Source organism: Faecalibacillus sp. MSK20_93 (assembly GCF_020589945.1).
GTDB classification, from domain to species: Bacteria; Bacillota_I; Bacilli_A; order Erysipelotrichales; family Coprobacillaceae; genus Faecalibacillus; species Faecalibacillus intestinalis.
The window spans coordinates 59,656-75,553 of record NZ_JAJDKA010000002.1; the positions used below are offsets into that span (position 1 = coordinate 59,656).

Annotated in this window: 21 protein-coding genes; 15 read left to right on the forward strand and 6 right to left on the reverse strand. The window is 37.0% G+C overall.

The window, feature by feature from the left end:
* Window positions 1-10: 10 nt before the first annotated feature.
* The 12 genes from LJD34_RS01135 to mgtE all read left to right on the forward strand — a co-directional run bounded on the left by LJD34_RS01135 (window position 11) and on the right by mgtE (window position 10,016).
* Entirely contained in the window at window positions 11-976 is a 966-nt protein-coding gene (locus LJD34_RS01135) for an ATP-binding cassette domain-containing protein (RefSeq protein WP_227358983.1), read from the forward strand.
* Window positions 954-1,718 carry an ABC transporter permease gene (locus LJD34_RS01140; RefSeq protein ID WP_028087201.1) on the forward strand — a complete coding sequence of 255 codons (765 nt, stop codon included), beginning with the start codon at window positions 954-956 and terminating at the stop codon, window positions 1,716-1,718. The genes LJD34_RS01135 and LJD34_RS01140 overlap by 23 nt, the downstream gene beginning before the upstream one ends.
* Before the next feature lie 7 nt (window positions 1,719-1,725).
* Window positions 1,726-2,628: a sensor histidine kinase gene (locus LJD34_RS01145; protein ID WP_002570969.1), complete on the forward strand. Its 903-nt coding sequence runs from the start codon at window positions 1,726-1,728 to the stop codon at window positions 2,626-2,628.
* 107 nt (window positions 2,629-2,735) lie between these two features.
* A complete protein-coding gene (locus tag LJD34_RS01150) occupies window positions 2,736-2,909 on the forward strand; it encodes a hypothetical protein (protein ID WP_035393653.1) in 174 nt (57 codons plus the stop codon).
* A 12-nt stretch (window positions 2,910-2,921) separates the two neighbouring features.
* Entirely contained in the window at window positions 2,922-3,611 is a 690-nt protein-coding gene (locus tag LJD34_RS01155; protein ID WP_005930891.1) for an ABC transporter ATP-binding protein, read from the forward strand.
* Window positions 3,611-4,366, forward strand: a complete 756-nt coding sequence (locus LJD34_RS01160; protein WP_099357300.1) for an ABC transporter permease — start codon at window positions 3,611-3,613, stop codon at window positions 4,364-4,366. Before LJD34_RS01155 ends, LJD34_RS01160 begins: the two co-directional genes overlap by 1 nt.
* 447 nt (window positions 4,367-4,813) lie before the next feature.
* Window positions 4,814-5,236, forward strand: a complete 423-nt coding sequence (locus LJD34_RS01165; RefSeq protein ID WP_004064265.1) for an RNA polymerase sigma factor — start codon at window positions 4,814-4,816, stop codon at window positions 5,234-5,236.
* Window positions 5,237-5,677: 441 nt separating this feature from the next.
* Window positions 5,678-5,947, forward strand: a complete 270-nt coding sequence (locus LJD34_RS01170; protein ID WP_004064267.1) for a hypothetical protein — start codon at window positions 5,678-5,680, stop codon at window positions 5,945-5,947.
* 133 nt (window positions 5,948-6,080) lie between these two features.
* The gene (locus LJD34_RS01175) at window positions 6,081-6,257 is read left to right on the forward strand and encodes a hypothetical protein (protein WP_227079956.1); all 177 of its coding nucleotides are present in this window, start codon (window positions 6,081-6,083) and stop codon (window positions 6,255-6,257) included.
* An 89-nt stretch (window positions 6,258-6,346) separates the two neighbouring features.
* On the forward strand, window positions 6,347-7,855 hold the full coding sequence (locus LJD34_RS01180) for a recombinase family protein (protein WP_227358984.1): 1,509 nt from the start codon (window positions 6,347-6,349) through the stop codon (window positions 7,853-7,855).
* Between the two features lie 59 nt (window positions 7,856-7,914).
* A complete protein-coding gene (locus LJD34_RS01185; RefSeq protein WP_227358985.1) occupies window positions 7,915-8,454 on the forward strand; it encodes a ketopantoate reductase family protein in 540 nt (179 codons plus the stop codon).
* Window positions 8,455-8,672: 218 nt separating this feature from the next.
* Window positions 8,673-10,016, forward strand: coding sequence for a magnesium transporter (gene mgtE, locus LJD34_RS01190; protein ID WP_147579619.1), 1,344 nt, complete (start codon window positions 8,673-8,675; stop codon window positions 10,014-10,016).
* A 33-nt stretch (window positions 10,017-10,049) separates the two neighbouring features.
* On the opposite strand, the gene LJD34_RS01195 is transcribed toward mgtE, so the two are convergent.
* A complete protein-coding gene (locus tag LJD34_RS01195) occupies window positions 10,050-10,901 on the reverse strand; it encodes a Cof-type HAD-IIB family hydrolase (protein WP_119363568.1) in 852 nt (283 codons plus the stop codon).
* Window positions 10,902-11,025: 124 nt separating this feature from the next.
* Here LJD34_RS01195 and LJD34_RS01200 point away from each other — a divergent pair, with 124 nt between their 5' ends.
* Window positions 11,026-12,372, forward strand: a complete 1,347-nt coding sequence (locus LJD34_RS01200) for an MATE family efflux transporter (protein ID WP_227358986.1) — start codon at window positions 11,026-11,028, stop codon at window positions 12,370-12,372.
* 172 nt (window positions 12,373-12,544) lie between these two features.
* Here the strand turns inward: LJD34_RS01200 and LJD34_RS01205 are convergent, their stop codons facing one another.
* From LJD34_RS01205 to LJD34_RS01215, 3 genes are read right to left on the reverse strand one after another with little or no spacing between them, the layout of a single operon-like run.
* Window positions 12,545-12,991: a hypothetical protein gene (locus LJD34_RS01205; RefSeq protein ID WP_227358987.1), complete on the reverse strand. Its 447-nt coding sequence runs from the start codon at window positions 12,989-12,991 to the stop codon at window positions 12,545-12,547.
* 27 nt (window positions 12,992-13,018) lie between these two features.
* Window positions 13,019-13,201: a hypothetical protein gene (locus LJD34_RS01210; protein WP_227358988.1), complete on the reverse strand. Its 183-nt coding sequence runs from the start codon at window positions 13,199-13,201 to the stop codon at window positions 13,019-13,021.
* A 36-nt stretch (window positions 13,202-13,237) separates the two neighbouring features.
* Window positions 13,238-13,375 carry a hypothetical protein gene (locus LJD34_RS01215; protein WP_227358989.1) on the reverse strand — a complete coding sequence of 46 codons (138 nt, stop codon included), beginning with the start codon at window positions 13,373-13,375 and terminating at the stop codon, window positions 13,238-13,240.
* Between the two features lie 181 nt (window positions 13,376-13,556).
* Between LJD34_RS01215 and LJD34_RS01220 the strand changes: the two genes are divergently transcribed.
* Complete coding sequence (locus tag LJD34_RS01220) at window positions 13,557-13,895, forward strand: PadR family transcriptional regulator (protein ID WP_227358990.1); 339 nt, start codon at window positions 13,557-13,559, stop codon at window positions 13,893-13,895.
* A complete protein-coding gene (locus LJD34_RS01225) occupies window positions 13,882-14,268 on the forward strand; it encodes a DUF6120 family protein (protein WP_227358991.1) in 387 nt (128 codons plus the stop codon). The genes LJD34_RS01220 and LJD34_RS01225 overlap by 14 nt, the downstream gene beginning before the upstream one ends.
* Before the next feature lie 246 nt (window positions 14,269-14,514).
* On the opposite strand, the gene LJD34_RS01230 is transcribed toward LJD34_RS01225, so the two are convergent.
* Together LJD34_RS01230 and LJD34_RS01235 are read right to left on the reverse strand one after the other, a co-directional pair.
* Entirely contained in the window at window positions 14,515-15,444 is a 930-nt protein-coding gene (locus tag LJD34_RS01230; RefSeq protein ID WP_227358992.1) for a 4-hydroxy-3-methylbut-2-enyl diphosphate reductase, read from the reverse strand.
* Window positions 15,445-15,465: 21 nt separating this feature from the next.
* Window positions 15,466-15,768, reverse strand: a complete 303-nt coding sequence (locus LJD34_RS01235; RefSeq protein ID WP_107029031.1) for a hypothetical protein — start codon at window positions 15,766-15,768, stop codon at window positions 15,466-15,468.
* Window positions 15,769-15,898: the final 130 nt, after the last annotated feature.

Here is a 15,898-nt window from a genome sequence, read left to right on the forward strand (position 1 = left end):
GAGAAATCTTATGAAGTTTGCACACCAGTCTGCTACAATAAGACAGCATGGAAAGGGGATGATTATTTTGGAGACTGCTTTGGAAACAGCCGGGTTGACCTATGTTTTCCCGGATGGAAATGGAATTAAAAATATCGCGTTTCAGGTAAAACGCGGAGAAATCTATGCACTGTATGGCGGCCATCACGCCGGGAAATCTGTACTGTTGCAAACCATTATAGGTACACTTAGACCTCAAGCTGGTACGCTCAAATTATTTGGCAATATAGACTATCAGAAGGAGCGCCGCCGGATTGGGTTTGTACCACAAAAGCCTGTGACAATCGGCTCTCTGTCACCTGCTGATATGCTGCGTTATTTTTCTTCCGTTTTTGGAACCACAGAAATCCATGTTTTAGATATACTGCATTTGAACCTGAAAGAGAAAAAGGCGGTACGGCGATTGCCATTATCTACCCAGCGTTTAGTGAATTTGGCTGTTGCCCTTTTGGGAAATCCAGATATGATAATTTTGGACGATCCTTTTTCCGGGCTAGATAAGGGAGAATGTGAACACCTGCTTTCTGTTCTGAACTATCTGCATGAAATCAACCATACCACACTTTTAATCTCTGGACAGGATTATACGCTGCTTTCCCGGCTTGCATCCAAATATGGCGTGATGGCAGATGGCAAGTTGCTTTGTGAGCTTACGGCTGGGGAATTGAAAGAGAGCTGCCAGCGGTGCATAAAGATAAGAACTCCACAATTAGAACGGGCTATTACGATTTTAAGCCAGCAGTTCCCGGATTTTGAAGTGTTGGGTCATGACCTGATTAGAATTTTTCATTGTAATGAGCAATCCGGGGAAATCAATACGCTGCTGGTTCATTCCGGGATAGAGGTATCAGAAATCTGGCTTGCCGGTATGGAGCCGACCGACTATCTTTTGAAAATGACAGGAGGTGCAAAGAGTGATTCAGACGATGCAAAGTGAGTTGTTCCGTATTCGCAAAAGCCGCCTGTTTTGGGCCTGCCTCGTATTGGCTGCGTTTTTTGTCTTTGCGCTTGCCCTGACCTTTTATCACAATTCGGTAAATGGTATGCTTCCGGTTATATCACTGGTTTCGTTCACGGAGTTTCTGTTTTCAGATTACAGTCTGATTTTTCCATTGACGCTCTTTTTGTGCCTATACTTTACAGAAGATTTTCATACCGGTACATACAGTATCACACTTTCTAAAGGGACAAGCAGAGTACACCTATTCTTTGGAAAACTGCTGGCCTCATGGGGTGGCGTTTTATTTTTTCTGTTTGTATGCTTTGGTGTTGCGTATTTGTCAATTCTGATGATGGGAGCATCCCGGTATGACATAGAGTATTCGTTTTCTGCAATCGGAGTCTTTCTTTTGTTTCAATGCCTGTGCTTTTTAGGTTACACTGCATTTCTCAATTTGTTAAGTTACCTGCTCCGGCATCGGATCATTGTTACGATTACCGCATTTTTTATGCTGGGGGTTTTGTATTTATATCTCACAAAGATAAGTACAGCACTGGATATGGATTATTCCCTCTACAAGTATTGGGTTGTAGGGCTATCTCATAGCTTGCAGATCAATGCCTTTGGGGAGGATTTAATACCTATTTGTTTGACACTGTTAGCATATCTGTTTTTACCAACAGCCATTTCGCTCTCCCTGTTTCTAAGGTTGGACTTGCGCGATTTGGAAAGGCGGTGATGGCTACATGATGGTGTTATGTATCTTGCTTGCAATGCTTTCCCTGTTTTTGTCCCTGAAACTGATTTATCAGCGAAAGTTGGTTCAGAAAGTAAAAAAACAGATTGACTTTCTGATTGACCGTGATACGCAAACCGAAATTATGGTGGAAAAAACGGATGGGACAATACAGGATTTGGCTGCAAGTATCAATCATCTTCTGAAAAAATATCGTAGCATGGGGCAGGAAATTGAACGGAGCGATACACTGTTCCGAGATACCATTACCAGTCTTTCCCATGACTTGCGAACGCCGCTGGCAACAGCAAATGGCTATATCCAGCTCTTACAGGAACAGGATTTAACAGGGGAGCAAAAAGAATATGCAACGATTGCGGGAGAAAGAATTTCCGCTGTAAAGCTGCTTCTCGACCAACTGTTTGAATTTGTAAGGATTGAGGCCGACGAACTGAAATTGAATTGTAGAAATACGGATATACACAGTGTACTTCGGGATGTTGTCGCCTCATACTACGGCGATTTTGAACAGAAAAAATGTGTCCCCTATATCGTTATCCCAAATCCACCAGCTATCATTTGGGGCGATCCAGATGCCTTGACCCGGATTTTCTCAAATGTGGTTTATAATGCACTTGTTCACGGGGAGGGAAATTATCAAATCACCGCAGCGATAGAAGAAGCTCAAACGGTCATAACCATTAAAAATGCGTCGAGCAGTATTCAGCAAGAAGATATTCCTCATTTGTTTGACCGTTTTTACACCACCGACCAGTCACGAACAAAAAAGACAACCGGGCTGGGATTGGCAATCGCTCAAAGACTTGTGACCCGCATGGGCGGGCAAATTGTCGCTTCCTTGCAAAACGGTATCTTTGCAATTCAAGTCGTGTTTCCCATTGTCAATTCCTAAAGGGCTGCTTCGGCGGCTCTTTTTTCATCCTTAGACTTTCCTTAGACTTTTCTCAAACAAATCTTAAACCTCTTTGGTAAAGTATGAGCCATAGGAGGTATAAACAAATGGTTAAAGTAGCTTTAGTGGTTTCTATCATCGCTTTGGCGGTGTGCCTGCTCACGGCCTTGCATGGCGTATTGAGCGATGGACTAAAAGGACTAAAACAGAGATCAAAACCCATTAGTATTTCATTTTTGATTTATGCTGTGGCCTTTTTGCTTTTCATCTTTTTTCAATAACGGAGGTATTTCATGCTGCAAATCAAAAATGTAAATTTGAATGTTGGAAATACCGCATTGCTGTCCAACATCAACTTGACTTTAGAGCAAGGAAAAATCTATGGTGTACTGGGGCCAAACGGAGCCGGTAAAACAACACTGTTTAAGTCCATGCTGGGTCTGACTGCCTTTTCGGGAGAAATCCTCTCTGATGGACAGCCCGTTTCCAGTAGATGTTTTGGAAGTTTGATTGAATACCCGGCTTTTTACCCCCGGCTCACCGTAGAGGAAAATTTGAAGCTCCACGCACAATATTTAGGTCTGAAAAGACCAAACATCGAAGTGGCGCTCAAACAAGTGAACTTGCTGGATGCCCGAAAAAAGCTGTTCTCTCAACTTTCTTTGGGGATGCGCCAACGACTGGGAATTGCTCGCGCCTTTTTAGGCGATGTTCAATATTTACTGCTGGACGAACCTACCAACGGTCTTGATCCGATGGGGATAAAGGAAATACGGCTGCTTCTGAAAGAACGCTTAAAATCTCCACAACACTGTATTTTGGTATCAAGCCATAATCTGACGGAGATTGCTGCTGTCACGGATGTTCTTATTTTCATTCGTGACGGAAAAATCATCAAGATTGTAGAAAACGACTATAACGAAAAGGAACTGGAAGCCCTGTATGAGGATATTATGACTTCCGGCCAGAGGGAGGAAGCATAATGGGAGTGTTGATTAAAAATGAGTTTTACAAGTTGAAGCGGGAATGGTTTATGGTATTTCTTCTGCTGTTGTCGCTTCTTCCCATCATTACCGGCGGAGCAGGAGCAATTTTCAACAGTAGCACAACATCACTTGCTGACCTGTTCTTCTTTATGAATAACCAGTTTTCCATGTTCTTCCCAATGGTGCTCTTCATTTTGATTGGTTCGCTGTTTTATCAGGAATACAAAAACAAAACTTACATCAACTGGATTACCTACGGGTTTTCAAAGAAGAAGCTCTTTCTATCGAAAGTTACTGTCAGCGTCGTTATCGGCATCTGTTTTGCGGCTGTCTTATTTATCGCATTTGGCCTATTGGTGGCGATACTCAATGGAGCTGGCAGGTTGACCGGCGGTATTTCCCTGTTCCTCAAGCTGGCAATCGGGTTTGGAATTGAAGCCGGTGTTGTCGTTTTTGTAACGACCTGTTTAGGGGCAATCGTTATCAATCTGAGCCGCAATATTATTGTAACAAGCGTTGTCGGAGTTATATATGGCTTTGTATCTTGCCTGTTCATCGGTTCAGAAAGAGGCTTTGTCATTCCGGGTAGCTTTGCATATCGTGTGTCTATGTTCTTCTCGGATAAATCCACTTACTATGAGGTGCCTATATCGGCCACCATTGGCGGATGTATTAGCATTGTATTTTGCTTTATTGTTCTGTTTCTGGTTGGATTGATTGTCTTTTCTCATAAGAAAAAAATAGAAAATTAACTGCCGGACGACGGCAAAAGAAAAAAAGCCGTCGTAAAGCAGACACATTCTCGCGCCTATGAAACGGCGGCTTTGAGAAATCAGAGCCGCCGTTTCTTTTCGCTCCCCCCTAAACCAACGACGACCTAACACCGTGTAAATCCACGGCGGCATATAGGAGGATTGCCGCCGTGTCTATTTTTGCCTTTTTTCACAGTCCCCATGACCTGCACCAGCTAAAAAAAGCGTAGCTCCCCCTCCGGGGTATTCCGGCTATGTATGCGAAATTTGTTGGAACCTTAACTATTATGTCATTTCATGCGTCCGTGTGGCTTCATGCCGCCCGGGCGCTTTTGCGTTCTTATGGGTTAGCTTCGGGTCATGTTGGCCCGAAGTCATTCCCCGGTGCCGCTCCCCGCCGCCTTCGTTTCGGTCACTCGTCAACCAACAACCGAAACGGAGGTCAATATGGCTATTATCAATTTGCGGGACTATTACCCATTCTATACATCGGATTGCTTCATGGAAGTATCGGAAGAAGTTGCAGAAATGTTCAAAGAGTTTGATCGTAAAGAGGCTGCTTATCGGCTGCGTACATACCGCCACAAAGCCTACTATTCCCTTGATCGGGATGACGGGCTGGAGCATGAAGCTGTCTTTGTTGCCTTATCTCCCCATGAACTGTATGAGCGGAAAGTGACGATGCAGGAGCTTCACGCAGCGATTTCCAGTCTGCCGGACAAACAGGCAAAACGGATTTATGCTCATTTCATTCTAGGCATGACCAAACAGGACATTGCTCGGGCAGAGGGCGTCCATGAAAAAGTGGTTCGTGTCGCAATCGAGCGAGGTCTGCGGCGCTTAGAAAAAATTTTGAAAAATTCTTTGTAAGGCGTACCGATTTAGACCGGAAAATGAAATGGCTTATGAGAGGCAAAACAGTTCGGGTCACAGTGACCCGAGGTTCAGACAAGCCTCATGCAGATTGAAAATTGAATAAAAAGACACCCGGATACGAAGGGGAACGCGCTGTGTGACAGACCCGCCATGACCTCGGATTTCAGAGAATACAGTCTTTGTAAAACTGAGCGAGCGAACAGGTCCATGCCATAGGTGGGGCAAGGCTGGCTCCACCGGAACAGGCGCAGAACCCGGATACTTGCGTTTAGTCACAGTCCGAGCGTTGAAGCGGCCTTGCAAGCCGTGAGCCGTCGCAGGCAATGAGAACGCCTTGCCATCAGAATGGGGAGAGTTGAAATACTATGGGGCATGAAGCCTATGTCCGTCCGATGTGTCTGAAATGAAGTGAAAACCTATGGGGAGTCCCCGGCAATGCTGTCTGATGATAGGCCAACCGATCCGGCGTGGCTCCCCATCTTTTCAAAAAAGGAGCATTTTATGGGAAATGCGTTTGGAATGATCCCCGGCTTGGAAACGGACGAATGGAGCAATGACGCCTGCCGCGGCTATGTCATTATGGCAATGGAGGACTGCGGATTTTCAAAGAAGGATATACGGCGTGTTGTGGGACAGCTTTATGAAGTATTTGACCTCAACAGCGTGGAGGACGCCAAAGAAAAGTACCATTCCAGTCCTTACTGACCTCGGTCCATATCGCCCCGAAGTGGAGAAAGCTCAAAGGGCGGCACCTGCTGGGTGCCGTCTTTTGACATTTCCCCACAGGACAAGCGGGAAAGGCAGGCATATACACGCACTTTCGCAAAGGAGGTTTTCAATGACGCAAGCTGTCACTTATGAACGAGAAACAAAGTCTGTCGCATTTCAAGGGAAGATCATTGTGCTGGAAAGCCTCACGCCGGTACTTCCCCCGAAGGAGAAAGAACAGCGCAAAAAAGAAATTGAGCGTTGTCTTTATGATGTGTTCAGCAAATATGGGGACAGATTTCCCTAATCATTCGCAACATTGTTGTCCGGGGCTGCTGATGGTATAATATAGTTGTAAGGTTGGTAGCTCCATTCCAACAAGGAAAGGAGCCCAATATGGAATTTATCAGAGAAGATTGTATTTACGCAAGACAGTCAGTAGACCGCAAGGACAGTATCAGCATTGAAAGTCAGATTGACTTTTGCAAGTATGAATTGAAAGGTGGGAGCTGCCGGGTATTCAAGGACAAAGGCTATTCCGGTAAAAATACGGATAGGCCGGAGTTTCAAAAGCTGTTGGGCGAGATCCGCAAGGGAAAGGTCAGGCGGGTCATCGTGTATAAACTGGACCGTATAAGCCGCTCTATTCTGGACTTTGCAACGATGATGGAGCTGTTTCAAGAGTACGATGTGGAGTTTGTATCCTCCACGGAAAAGTTTGATACTTCGACCCCGATGGGCCGGGCCATGCTGAATATCTGCATTGTATTCGCCCAGCTTGAACGTGAGACAATTCAGAAGCGTGTCACAGACGCCTACTATTCCCGGTGCCTGAAAGGCTTTCACATGAGCGGACAGGCACCATACGGTTATCAGTTAGAGCCTACTGTGGTAGAAGGTATCCGCACAAAGAAAATGGTTGCCGACCCCGTAGCCGCCGACCATGTTCGGCTGATGTTTGAAATGTACGCTGAACCGGAAACCTCCTTCGGAGATATTACCCGATACTTCGAGGAACATGACATAAAAATTTATGGCAAATCCATGTTCCGTACATTTCTTTCCCAGCTTTTAAGAAACCCCGTTTACGCACAGGCCGACTTGGAGCTGTACGAATTTTTCAAGAGTCAGGGCGCAGCGATTGTCAATGACGCTTCTGACTTTGCCGGAACAAACGGCTGCTATCTCTATCAGGGACGGGATGTGAAGGAGGACAAGGACAGGTGCTTAAAAGACCAGATACTTGTTATCGCTCCTCATGAAGCACTCATTTCCTCTGACACATGGCTGAAATGTCGGAAAAAACTTATGGCAAATACCACCTTCCAGCAGGGACGAAAACCGAAGAACACTTGGATGGCTGGAAAAATCAAGTGCGGTCATTGTGGGTATGCTCTGAAAGCCACCCATGTACCAAACAGCACCGGGTATTTCCGCTGTACCAAACGGACGGAAAATAAAGGCTGTCCGGGCTGCGGGAAAATCCGCAAAGAAGAATTTGAGCAATTCATTTTCTCGGCCATGCAGGAAAAGTTCAAAGATTTTCAGATACTCCACGGCAGGGAGGAAAAAGTCAATCCGAAACTGACAGCCTATCAAGTGGAACTGGCACAGGTGGAGGCAGAAATTGAAAAGCTGCTGGATACGCTGACCGGAGCCAATGCGACCTTGCTTGCCTACGCCAACAAAAAAATTGAAGAACTGGACACCCGACGCCAGACCATTTCAAAGGCAATCGCCGAATTGAGTGTTGAAACCATATCTCCCCAGCAGATAAAGAAGTTATCCTATTATCTCGACAACTGGGACAGCATAGATTTTGACGACAAAAGAAAAGCCGCTGATGGCTTGATTTCTACGATCAAGGCCACCAGCGACCGTGTTCAGATAGAGTGGAAAATCTGACATTTCCGCTCTATCACCCCTCATTTCTATTTTATCTTGTTTGTACCCCTTGTACACCGATGTTTGGAATTGTTTTTGGAGAATTACAAGCACATTGTCAAAGCAAACGTGTACAAGCAATAGAATCATTATTTGAAAATACAGGAATCCACTTTCGTGCAAGTGAATATATTCAAGAAGAAATTTGGAGTAAATTTCGTTTAAATGTTTGTAATAATTTACCTCAAGCTATTTTAGGTGCAGGAGTAGGATGTTATCGAGATAGTGAACATATGAAATTTATTCAAGATGGTTTACGTCATGAACTTGAAACTATTGCACACGCTAAAGGAATTGATTTAAGTAAAGCTGATTCTTCTTCGTCGCGAGGAAGTGCTGTGCCAGCAAGTGCTCGTTATTCAACATTGCAAGATTTAGATGCTAAACGTCATAGTGAAATTGATATGTTTTCTGGAGCGTTGATTAAAATGGGGAAGGAGCTTCATATTCCTACACCTTATAATGAATATACTTATCATATGATTAAAGCACTTGAAGAAAAGAATGATGGTTTGTTTGATTATGATCAAGAAAATCAAAGAAATATGTGTTCTAAATAAGAAGATACCAAATGTTATCTTCTTTTTTTATAAAATCAATCTTTTTATTATGTAAAAAATGATTTTTTTCTTTAAAAGTTTGAACATTATGATAAAATGAACAAGGTGGAGGTGGTAATAATGATAGTAGACCCGTTATCCGGTGGACACAATGGTAATAGTGAGGATCATTTACCACCGTCGGTAAAGTTCCTCTTTAAATAAGAGGGGGAAAATAAATGATAAAACAAATGACTTCTGAAGAATTAAAAAATTTAATTCTTCATGGGAATAAAGAAATAATTAAAGAAGTTTTAGAAAATATTCACCCGGCAGATATCCTTGATATTTTACATGAAGATGAAGATTCATCAAAAGAAATTTTAGAACATTTACCAAATGAAGTTATTGGTGATATTTTAGATGAAGAAGATGATGAAGAACTTATCTTAGAATGGTTGAATTTATTTTCAAAATACAAACAAAAACAAATCTTAGATGAAGTAAGTCATGACGTTATTACGGATGTTATCGGATCAATCGAAGATGAAGATGAAAAAAATGCTTTTTTAGAGTTATTGGAAGATGACGATAAAGAAGATGTCAAACAGTTATTACAATATAACCCAGAAACTGCTGGGGGAATCATGACAACTGAATATTTAGATATTCATGCAAATAATACAGTCAAAGAAACATTGTTATTTTTGCAAACAACGGAAGAAGAACCTAGACATTATCTTTATGTTGTAGATAAAGATAATGTATTAAAGGGGGTTGTTTCTTTAGGTGATATCGTTACAAGTACCTTTGATACACAAATGCTCGAGATTACAAATCAAAATGTTAAAGCTGTTTATTATTATGAAGACCAAGAAGAAGTTGCGAAGACTTTTAGTAAATATGGATATATTTTGATGCCTGTTATAGATGAACAACATCATTTATTAGGTGTTATTGATATCGATGATGTTATGGATGTCATCGAAGAAGAAACAACAGAAGATATGAACTTATTAGGAGGTGTTGGTTCTGAAGAACGTTTAGATTCAACACTTGTAGAATCTTTTAAAAACCGTATTCCTTGGTTGATTGTCAATCTTTTTACAGCAATTATGGCTTCAAGTGTTGTTAGTGTTTTTGAAGGAACAATTGCGAAAGTTGTTGCTCTTGCAACGATTAGCCCGATTATTACAGGAATGGGTGGTAATGCCGGAACACAAACTTTAACTATTGTTGTTCGTGGTTTATCACTAGGAGAATTAGATAAAGAAAATGCTCGCAAAGTTTTATTAAAAGAAATTGGACTTGGTATTTTAAATGGTGTTATCATTGGGGCATTAGTTTCAGCAGGGGCTTGGTTCTTTGCTGGTAATCCATGGTTTGGTGTTGTAGCTGGACTCGCCATGATTTGTAACATGATCGTTGCCACACTTGCAGGTTATTTTGTACCGGTTATTTTAGATAGATTTCATGTTGATCCAGCCCTTGCCAGTGGGGTTTTTGTAACAACATGTACAGATATGTTTGGCTTCTTTGCATTTTTAGGACTTGCAACCATTTTAATGTCACATTTACTCTAATAAAAAAACATTGGAAAAAAAGCCAATGTTTTTTTATATAAGTTGATATTTTTTCATGGTTTTATAAATACCATCTTCAGCAATATCATCACATACTTCATCAGCAATTGCTTTTAAACCTTCTTTAGCGTTACCAACAGCGATACCGATATGGCAATACTCTAACATATCAGCGTCATTCATGCCATCGCCAAAGGCAAAAGTATTTTCTTGAGGAATATTTAAATGATTGATAAGTGCTTCAATGGCGCTTGCCTTGTTAACACCAACAACGGATAATTCTCCTGAGTCATCTCCAAAAGAAGGAACGGTACAATGAATAACATTGAATGCATCAGAAAAGTTATCTATAATTGTTTGAAAAGGAATATCTTTATTTTCTAAAAAACAAATTTTATTGACATCACTACGATACATACTTTCTCCCTCTATTAAAGATGTAATAAAGTGACTTGGTTGTTCAGCTTTTTTCTTTCTAGCCTTTTCGTCATTTTCTAAATCGCCATAAGTAATCATTTCTAAGCGAGATACTAAATTTTCACTAGCAAATAATCCACCATTACTTTCAAGATAGTAGTCATAATCATTTTCTTCAAAGAAATCAACGACACGATGTACATCTTTGTTAGATACTTTTTTATGATAAAGCATTTCATCACCAATGGTTACAAAGCCACCACCAGCACCAATGATGCCATCAAAACCGACATCTAAAATATGTGGGTAGATTTCAGCAAGTGATCTTCCTGTACATAAAAAACATAAATTTCCTTTTTTTCTTGTTTCTCTTACTGCTTTGATTGTTGATTCTGGTACATATTCTCTTGCAGGTCTAACATCAACGAGAGTACCATCAACATCAAAAAAGATAATTTTTTTATTCATAACTAACCTCCAACTTAATTTTATTATAGCGAAAAGAATGTATTGAAATTATTTTTTTTCATTTCGTGCAAATATTTTTGTTTTCAATAAAATAAGAGTAAAATTATAAATGGAAGGTGAATGTATGAAAGGAAATACACAGGATTTAACAAAAGGAAGTATTGTCAAAGCAATTATTTTGTTTTCAATTCCTTTATTAATAGGTAACTTATTTCAACAACTTTATAATGCAGTCGATTCTTATGTTGTAGGAAATTATGTTGGAAAAGTTGCTTTAGCGGCAGTTGGTGCAAGTACACCAATTATTAATATGTTGATTGGTTTTTTTATGGGCATTTCAACAGGGGCAGGAGTTGTCATTGCTCAATTCTTTGGAGCTGGTAATACTTGTAAAATGAAAAGAGCAATTCATAATAGTATCGCTTTAACTCTTGTTATGGGAGTTGTTTTAACGATTGTTGGTTTATTATTTAATGATCCAATTTTAAAAGCAATTGGTGTTCCTAGTGAAGTGTTTTCTGAAGCTTCAACGTATTTATCTATTTATTTTTGGAGTCTTATTTTTGTAATGGTCTATAATATGGGATCAGGTATCTTACGTTCGGTGGGAGATTCTAAAAGACCGCTTTATTTTTTGATTTTTTCAAGTGTTGTTAATATTATCCTAGACTTTTTATTTGTTAAATATTTTCATTTTGGTGTAGCTGGTGCAGGATATGCGACTTTAATTGCTCAAGCTATTTCAGCAATTATGGTCATGTATGTTTTAATGAAAACAGAGGATGATTATAAAGTTATTTTAAAGGAAATTGGTTTTGACAAAGAAATTTTATTAAAAATTATAAAAATTGGTTTACCTACAGGTTTTCAACAAAGTATTGTTTCTTTATCAAATGTCATTGTTCAATCTTATATTAATGTTTATGGAGCCTCTGTTATAGCAGGTTATTCTGTAACGATTAAAATAGATGGTTTTGTTAACTTACCTTTACAAGCTTTTAATATGGCTATTACAACTTTTGTTGGTCAAAATATAGGAGCTAAACAGTATGACCGTGTAAAAAAAGGAGCTTATATTACAACAGCATTAGCAACACTTACCATTGCTTGTTTTGTAGTAATTATGTATTTCTTTGGTCGTGATTTTATTGCTTTATTTAATCAAGAAAAAGATGTGATTGATGCTGGAAGATTGATGCAGTTAACATTCTTACCATTCTATATTGTTTTACCAATCAATCAAGTTATCAATGGAGTTTTACGTGGAGCTGGACGTTCAGCTGTTCCAATGTATGTGATGATATTCTCTTTTGTTTTCTTGAGACAAATTTATCTTTTCTTAATTACAAAAGTAACAAGTGATATTGTTTATGTCTTTTTAGGATGGCCTACAACATGGGTCGTATGTAGTTTGATTTTTATCATTTATTTTTTCAAAGTCCAATGGTTACCACAAGAAAAAGATGTCTGAACCCAATGTCATTAAGTTAATACGACATAAATTCAATCAGAAGGAATATCAATCAGATAGATTCTTCTGATTTTTATTTTGCTGTAGTTAAAAAAGAGGTCTACATTTTTATGTAAACCTCCTATAGTCACCAAGCCTTAACTTAATGACATTGCTAACTTGGCTTTTTTATTTAGCTTTTTATAAGTATTCCATTTTGTATAATATTCTTATACTTTAGATACAAAATAAAGTTTGTAATTAGAACAACACAAACAAATAATAAGGAACTTGATGCTAATAAATTAGTAAAATGAAATATAAAACCTGTGTTAATTAATTCAATGAGAAGAATGATTAAAGAAAGTTTTGTATTTTTCAAAAGATTTATCGGTACTTTATTTTTTAACTTTAATAAAATAAATAAAATATATAAAATCATAATTGCAAAAAATAAATAATAAGAAAATATTGAAATATCCAAATAAATTTTCATATTACCAAAGATTGGTTTACCTGATTCTGAAACATGTATTGTATGGGTACTTTCATAATTATTAAATATTCTTGCTGAAAAAAGATAAATCAATTCTACAACATAACTAAAATATAGTAAATATACATCCAATTTTCTTTTCATAATCTCACCGCCTCTTCGTGTAAGTAGCTATAGATAAATCGTTACTGTACCTTTTGCACTTTGTAGTCCAAATTGATAAACTGTAACTTCTACCTTGATCGTATTTCCTTTAATAACAAATCCTACTGCTGGAGTTGTTTTAACTTCATTAACATGTACATTATCCCATTTACTATTAAAGTGTTTATCATAATCTTTACTATAAACCATTTTCTTACCTGTAGTCATATTATGTTTAATTGTTAATTAAATCTTTGAATATCCATAATCATCGCAACCTACTACATAATCTTTTGTATATGTTTCAATTGCTCTTGGAGTAATACTATTATTTTCTAAAGTATTTACATTTGAATTTCCTCCAAAAACAGTTAAAAGCATCATAAACAGTACAGATAAACAATTAAATTCTTTCTTAAATAATATTATTCACCTCATATTTTCGGGTAAGCGCTTTCCTTAATTACAGTGTAGCATAAATATTTCATATGTCAACTAATACTTATTTTATATAGGTATTGAATTAAATATGCTATATATTTATAATTTTAGTAGGTGATACGATATGGCAAAAAATACAAAAGGATTTTTTAAAATGGAAATGTTGCTATTAAAAATAATTAGCGAAGGTGACTGTTATGGTTATCAAATAGTACAAACTCTAGATAAAATATCCAATGGAACAATACATATAGCCGAAGGTACAATGTACCCTATTTTATATAGATTGTTAGACGAAGGTCTAATAAGTGATGAAAAAAGGCTTGTTGGTAAAAGACAGACAAGAATTTATTATCATATCGAAGATAAGGGCATTGTACATATGCAGAAGCTATATGAAGAGTATTTAGCAATGATTAATAGTATTGAAAGAATTATGGAGAATAAATATGAAAGTGAATAGGAATGTCAATAAATATATCAAAGATTGTAAACATTTTTTTCCGTTTTTATCAAAAAATGAAAAAACCTTTTTAAAGAGATTAAAAACAAATATTATTGAAAATATTGATTTGGATAATGTAACTTATGATGATTTATGCAATGAATTTGGTTATCCTTCTGATATTATTGTTTCCTATTTTGAAGAGCAGGATGCTAATTATTTAATCAAACAATCTCGAATAAGAAATATTTTAAAAAAAGCAATCATTATATGTACTGTAGCAATCCTAGTATGCTGTTTATGGCGTGGAATACTTATTTATAAAAGCTATCGTGATTCAGAAAATTCAAAAGTCAAATATATAGAATATACAATTGAAGAGGTGGATTAATTATGAAAAAAATTTTTACATTTATAACAACAATGATTCTAACTCGATAATGGGTAAATAATAAATTAAAAGACTTCAATCTTATAGTGATTATCTATAATATATGAAGTCTTTTATTTGAATAGTACCCTAAAGTAAGAAAGAATCTAAAAATTTAATAGTTGCTAAAATGATTAAATAAAGAATAATTAAATATTCTATGTAAACCTCTTATAGTCATCAAGCCCTAACTTAATGACATTGGATCTAAGCATCTTTTTGGTTTAATATTTTATTTTTATCAATGATAGGTTTTTGATATGTTTTAGAATCATTGATATCAAATTGTTTTAAATAATCAATTACTTGATTTGTAAGATATGTTGGTGTAGAAGCTCCTGAGCTTACAGCAGCATATCTTTTATTTTTTAACCATTCAATTTCTAAATCTTCAATACTTTCAATCATATAAACGTCACATGTATGATAATCATGAGCAATACTTGCAAGTTTTCTTGTGTTGTTTGAATGAGGATCACCCACAATAAAGATAATATCAACATCATCTTCAATGTTTTTAATAGCTTCTTGACGTATTTTAGTAGCTGTGCATGTTTCTTTTTCAATTTCTACAAAAGGTAAAATTTCTTTTGCTTTTTCGCATAAATCATAAACATCATAAAGAGACATTGTTGTTTGATTAGTCATAACATATTTTTTAGTAGGATCTATTGTTTTTAAATCATCTATATTTGTTATTAAATGAATTCTTTTTTCATCAATTGAAATTGCGCCTTCTGCTTCAGGATGTCCCTTTTTACCAATATACAAAATTTCATAACCTTCATTTAATTTATCTTGAATAAGGTCATGAGTTTTAATTACATCTAAACAAGAGGCATCAATTACTTCTAAACCTTTTTCTTTCGCTTTATCAAATACTTTTTGACTTGCTCCATGAGCAGTAATAATGACTTTTCCTTCATTGATTTCATCTAATAGTTCTAATCGTGTTTTTCCTTTGATATCAATTGTTTGAATTCCTAAATCTTCTAAAGCATTTACAATATATTGATTATGTACAATCATTCCTAGAATATAAACAGGTGTTGTTTGGTGTGCTTGTTTTTTAGCTATTTCAATTGCACGAACAACGCCTTTACAATAACCTCTAGGAACAATACCTTTTACTAACATCTTTTATCACCTCAAAGATGATTATAACATATTTTCAAATATTTCATTGTTTTCTTTAGAAATTGGTTTTAATTCCTTTTCTATTTCATCAAAATCTATGTCATTTAAATGATTCATTGCTTTTAATAAAGTCAAACCTTGTTTGGTATTATCAATTAATGGTTTTACTTGATAGATAATAGGAATAACTTGATTTGCGATTTGAATACCTCGTATCGTTGTATGAAGAGTATGTTGTAAATTGAATTTTTTAGGCATTCTTTGAAAATAAGGATACATCTGAGGTTGATAGTAATAATAATTGGGGTTTTGATAAGGATACATAAAATCACCTACTATAAAATATGATGAAAAGGTAAAAAAGTGAAACTTAAAAAGATAAGAAAAAAATTACAAAGAAAAATAAAAGCCCTTACATTGAAATGGATGGTATGTTATACTAACAAATAGTGAG

Bases quoted from the DNA above. Each gene is read 5' to 3' on its own strand.
- LJD34_RS01135 (WP_227358983.1), top strand. From the start codon at position 11: ATGAAGTTTGCACACCAGTCTGCTACAATAAGACAGCATGGAAAGGGG.
- LJD34_RS01145 (WP_002570969.1), top strand. From the start codon at position 1,726: ATGATGGTGTTATGTATCTTGCTTGCAATGCTTTCCCTGTTTTTGTCC.
- LJD34_RS01150 (WP_035393653.1), top strand. From the start codon at position 2,736: ATGGTTAAAGTAGCTTTAGTGGTTTCTATCATCGCTTTGGCGGTGTGC.
- LJD34_RS01155 (WP_005930891.1), top strand. From the start codon at position 2,922: ATGCTGCAAATCAAAAATGTAAATTTGAATGTTGGAAATACCGCATTG.
- LJD34_RS01160 (WP_099357300.1), top strand. From the start codon at position 3,611: ATGGGAGTGTTGATTAAAAATGAGTTTTACAAGTTGAAGCGGGAATGG.
- LJD34_RS01165 (WP_004064265.1), top strand. From the start codon at position 4,814: ATGGCTATTATCAATTTGCGGGACTATTACCCATTCTATACATCGGAT.
- LJD34_RS01170 (WP_004064267.1), top strand. From the start codon at position 5,678: ATGCTGTCTGATGATAGGCCAACCGATCCGGCGTGGCTCCCCATCTTT.
- LJD34_RS01175 (WP_227079956.1), top strand. From the start codon at position 6,081: ATGACGCAAGCTGTCACTTATGAACGAGAAACAAAGTCTGTCGCATTT.
- LJD34_RS01180 (WP_227358984.1), top strand. From the start codon at position 6,347: ATGGAATTTATCAGAGAAGATTGTATTTACGCAAGACAGTCAGTAGAC.
- LJD34_RS01185 (WP_227358985.1), top strand. From the start codon at position 7,915: ATGTTTGGAATTGTTTTTGGAGAATTACAAGCACATTGTCAAAGCAAA.
- mgtE (WP_147579619.1), top strand. From the start codon at position 8,673: ATGATAAAACAAATGACTTCTGAAGAATTAAAAAATTTAATTCTTCAT.
- LJD34_RS01195 (WP_119363568.1), bottom strand. From the start codon at position 10,901: ATGAATAAAAAAATTATCTTTTTTGATGTTGATGGTACTCTCGTTGAT.
- LJD34_RS01200 (WP_227358986.1), top strand. From the start codon at position 11,026: ATGAAAGGAAATACACAGGATTTAACAAAAGGAAGTATTGTCAAAGCA.
- LJD34_RS01205 (WP_227358987.1), bottom strand. From the start codon at position 12,991: ATGAAAAGAAAATTGGATGTATATTTACTATATTTTAGTTATGTTGTA.
- LJD34_RS01210 (WP_227358988.1), bottom strand. From the start codon at position 13,201: ATGGTTTATAGTAAAGATTATGATAAACACTTTAATAGTAAATGGGAT.
- LJD34_RS01215 (WP_227358989.1), bottom strand. From the start codon at position 13,375: ATGATGCTTTTAACTGTTTTTGGAGGAAATTCAAATGTAAATACTTTA.
- LJD34_RS01220 (WP_227358990.1), top strand. From the start codon at position 13,557: ATGGCAAAAAATACAAAAGGATTTTTTAAAATGGAAATGTTGCTATTA.
- LJD34_RS01225 (WP_227358991.1), top strand. From the start codon at position 13,882: ATGAAAGTGAATAGGAATGTCAATAAATATATCAAAGATTGTAAACAT.
- LJD34_RS01230 (WP_227358992.1), bottom strand. From the start codon at position 15,444: ATGTTAGTAAAAGGTATTGTTCCTAGAGGTTATTGTAAAGGCGTTGTT.
- LJD34_RS01235 (WP_107029031.1), bottom strand. From the start codon at position 15,768: ATGTATCCTTATCAAAACCCCAATTATTATTACTATCAACCTCAGATG.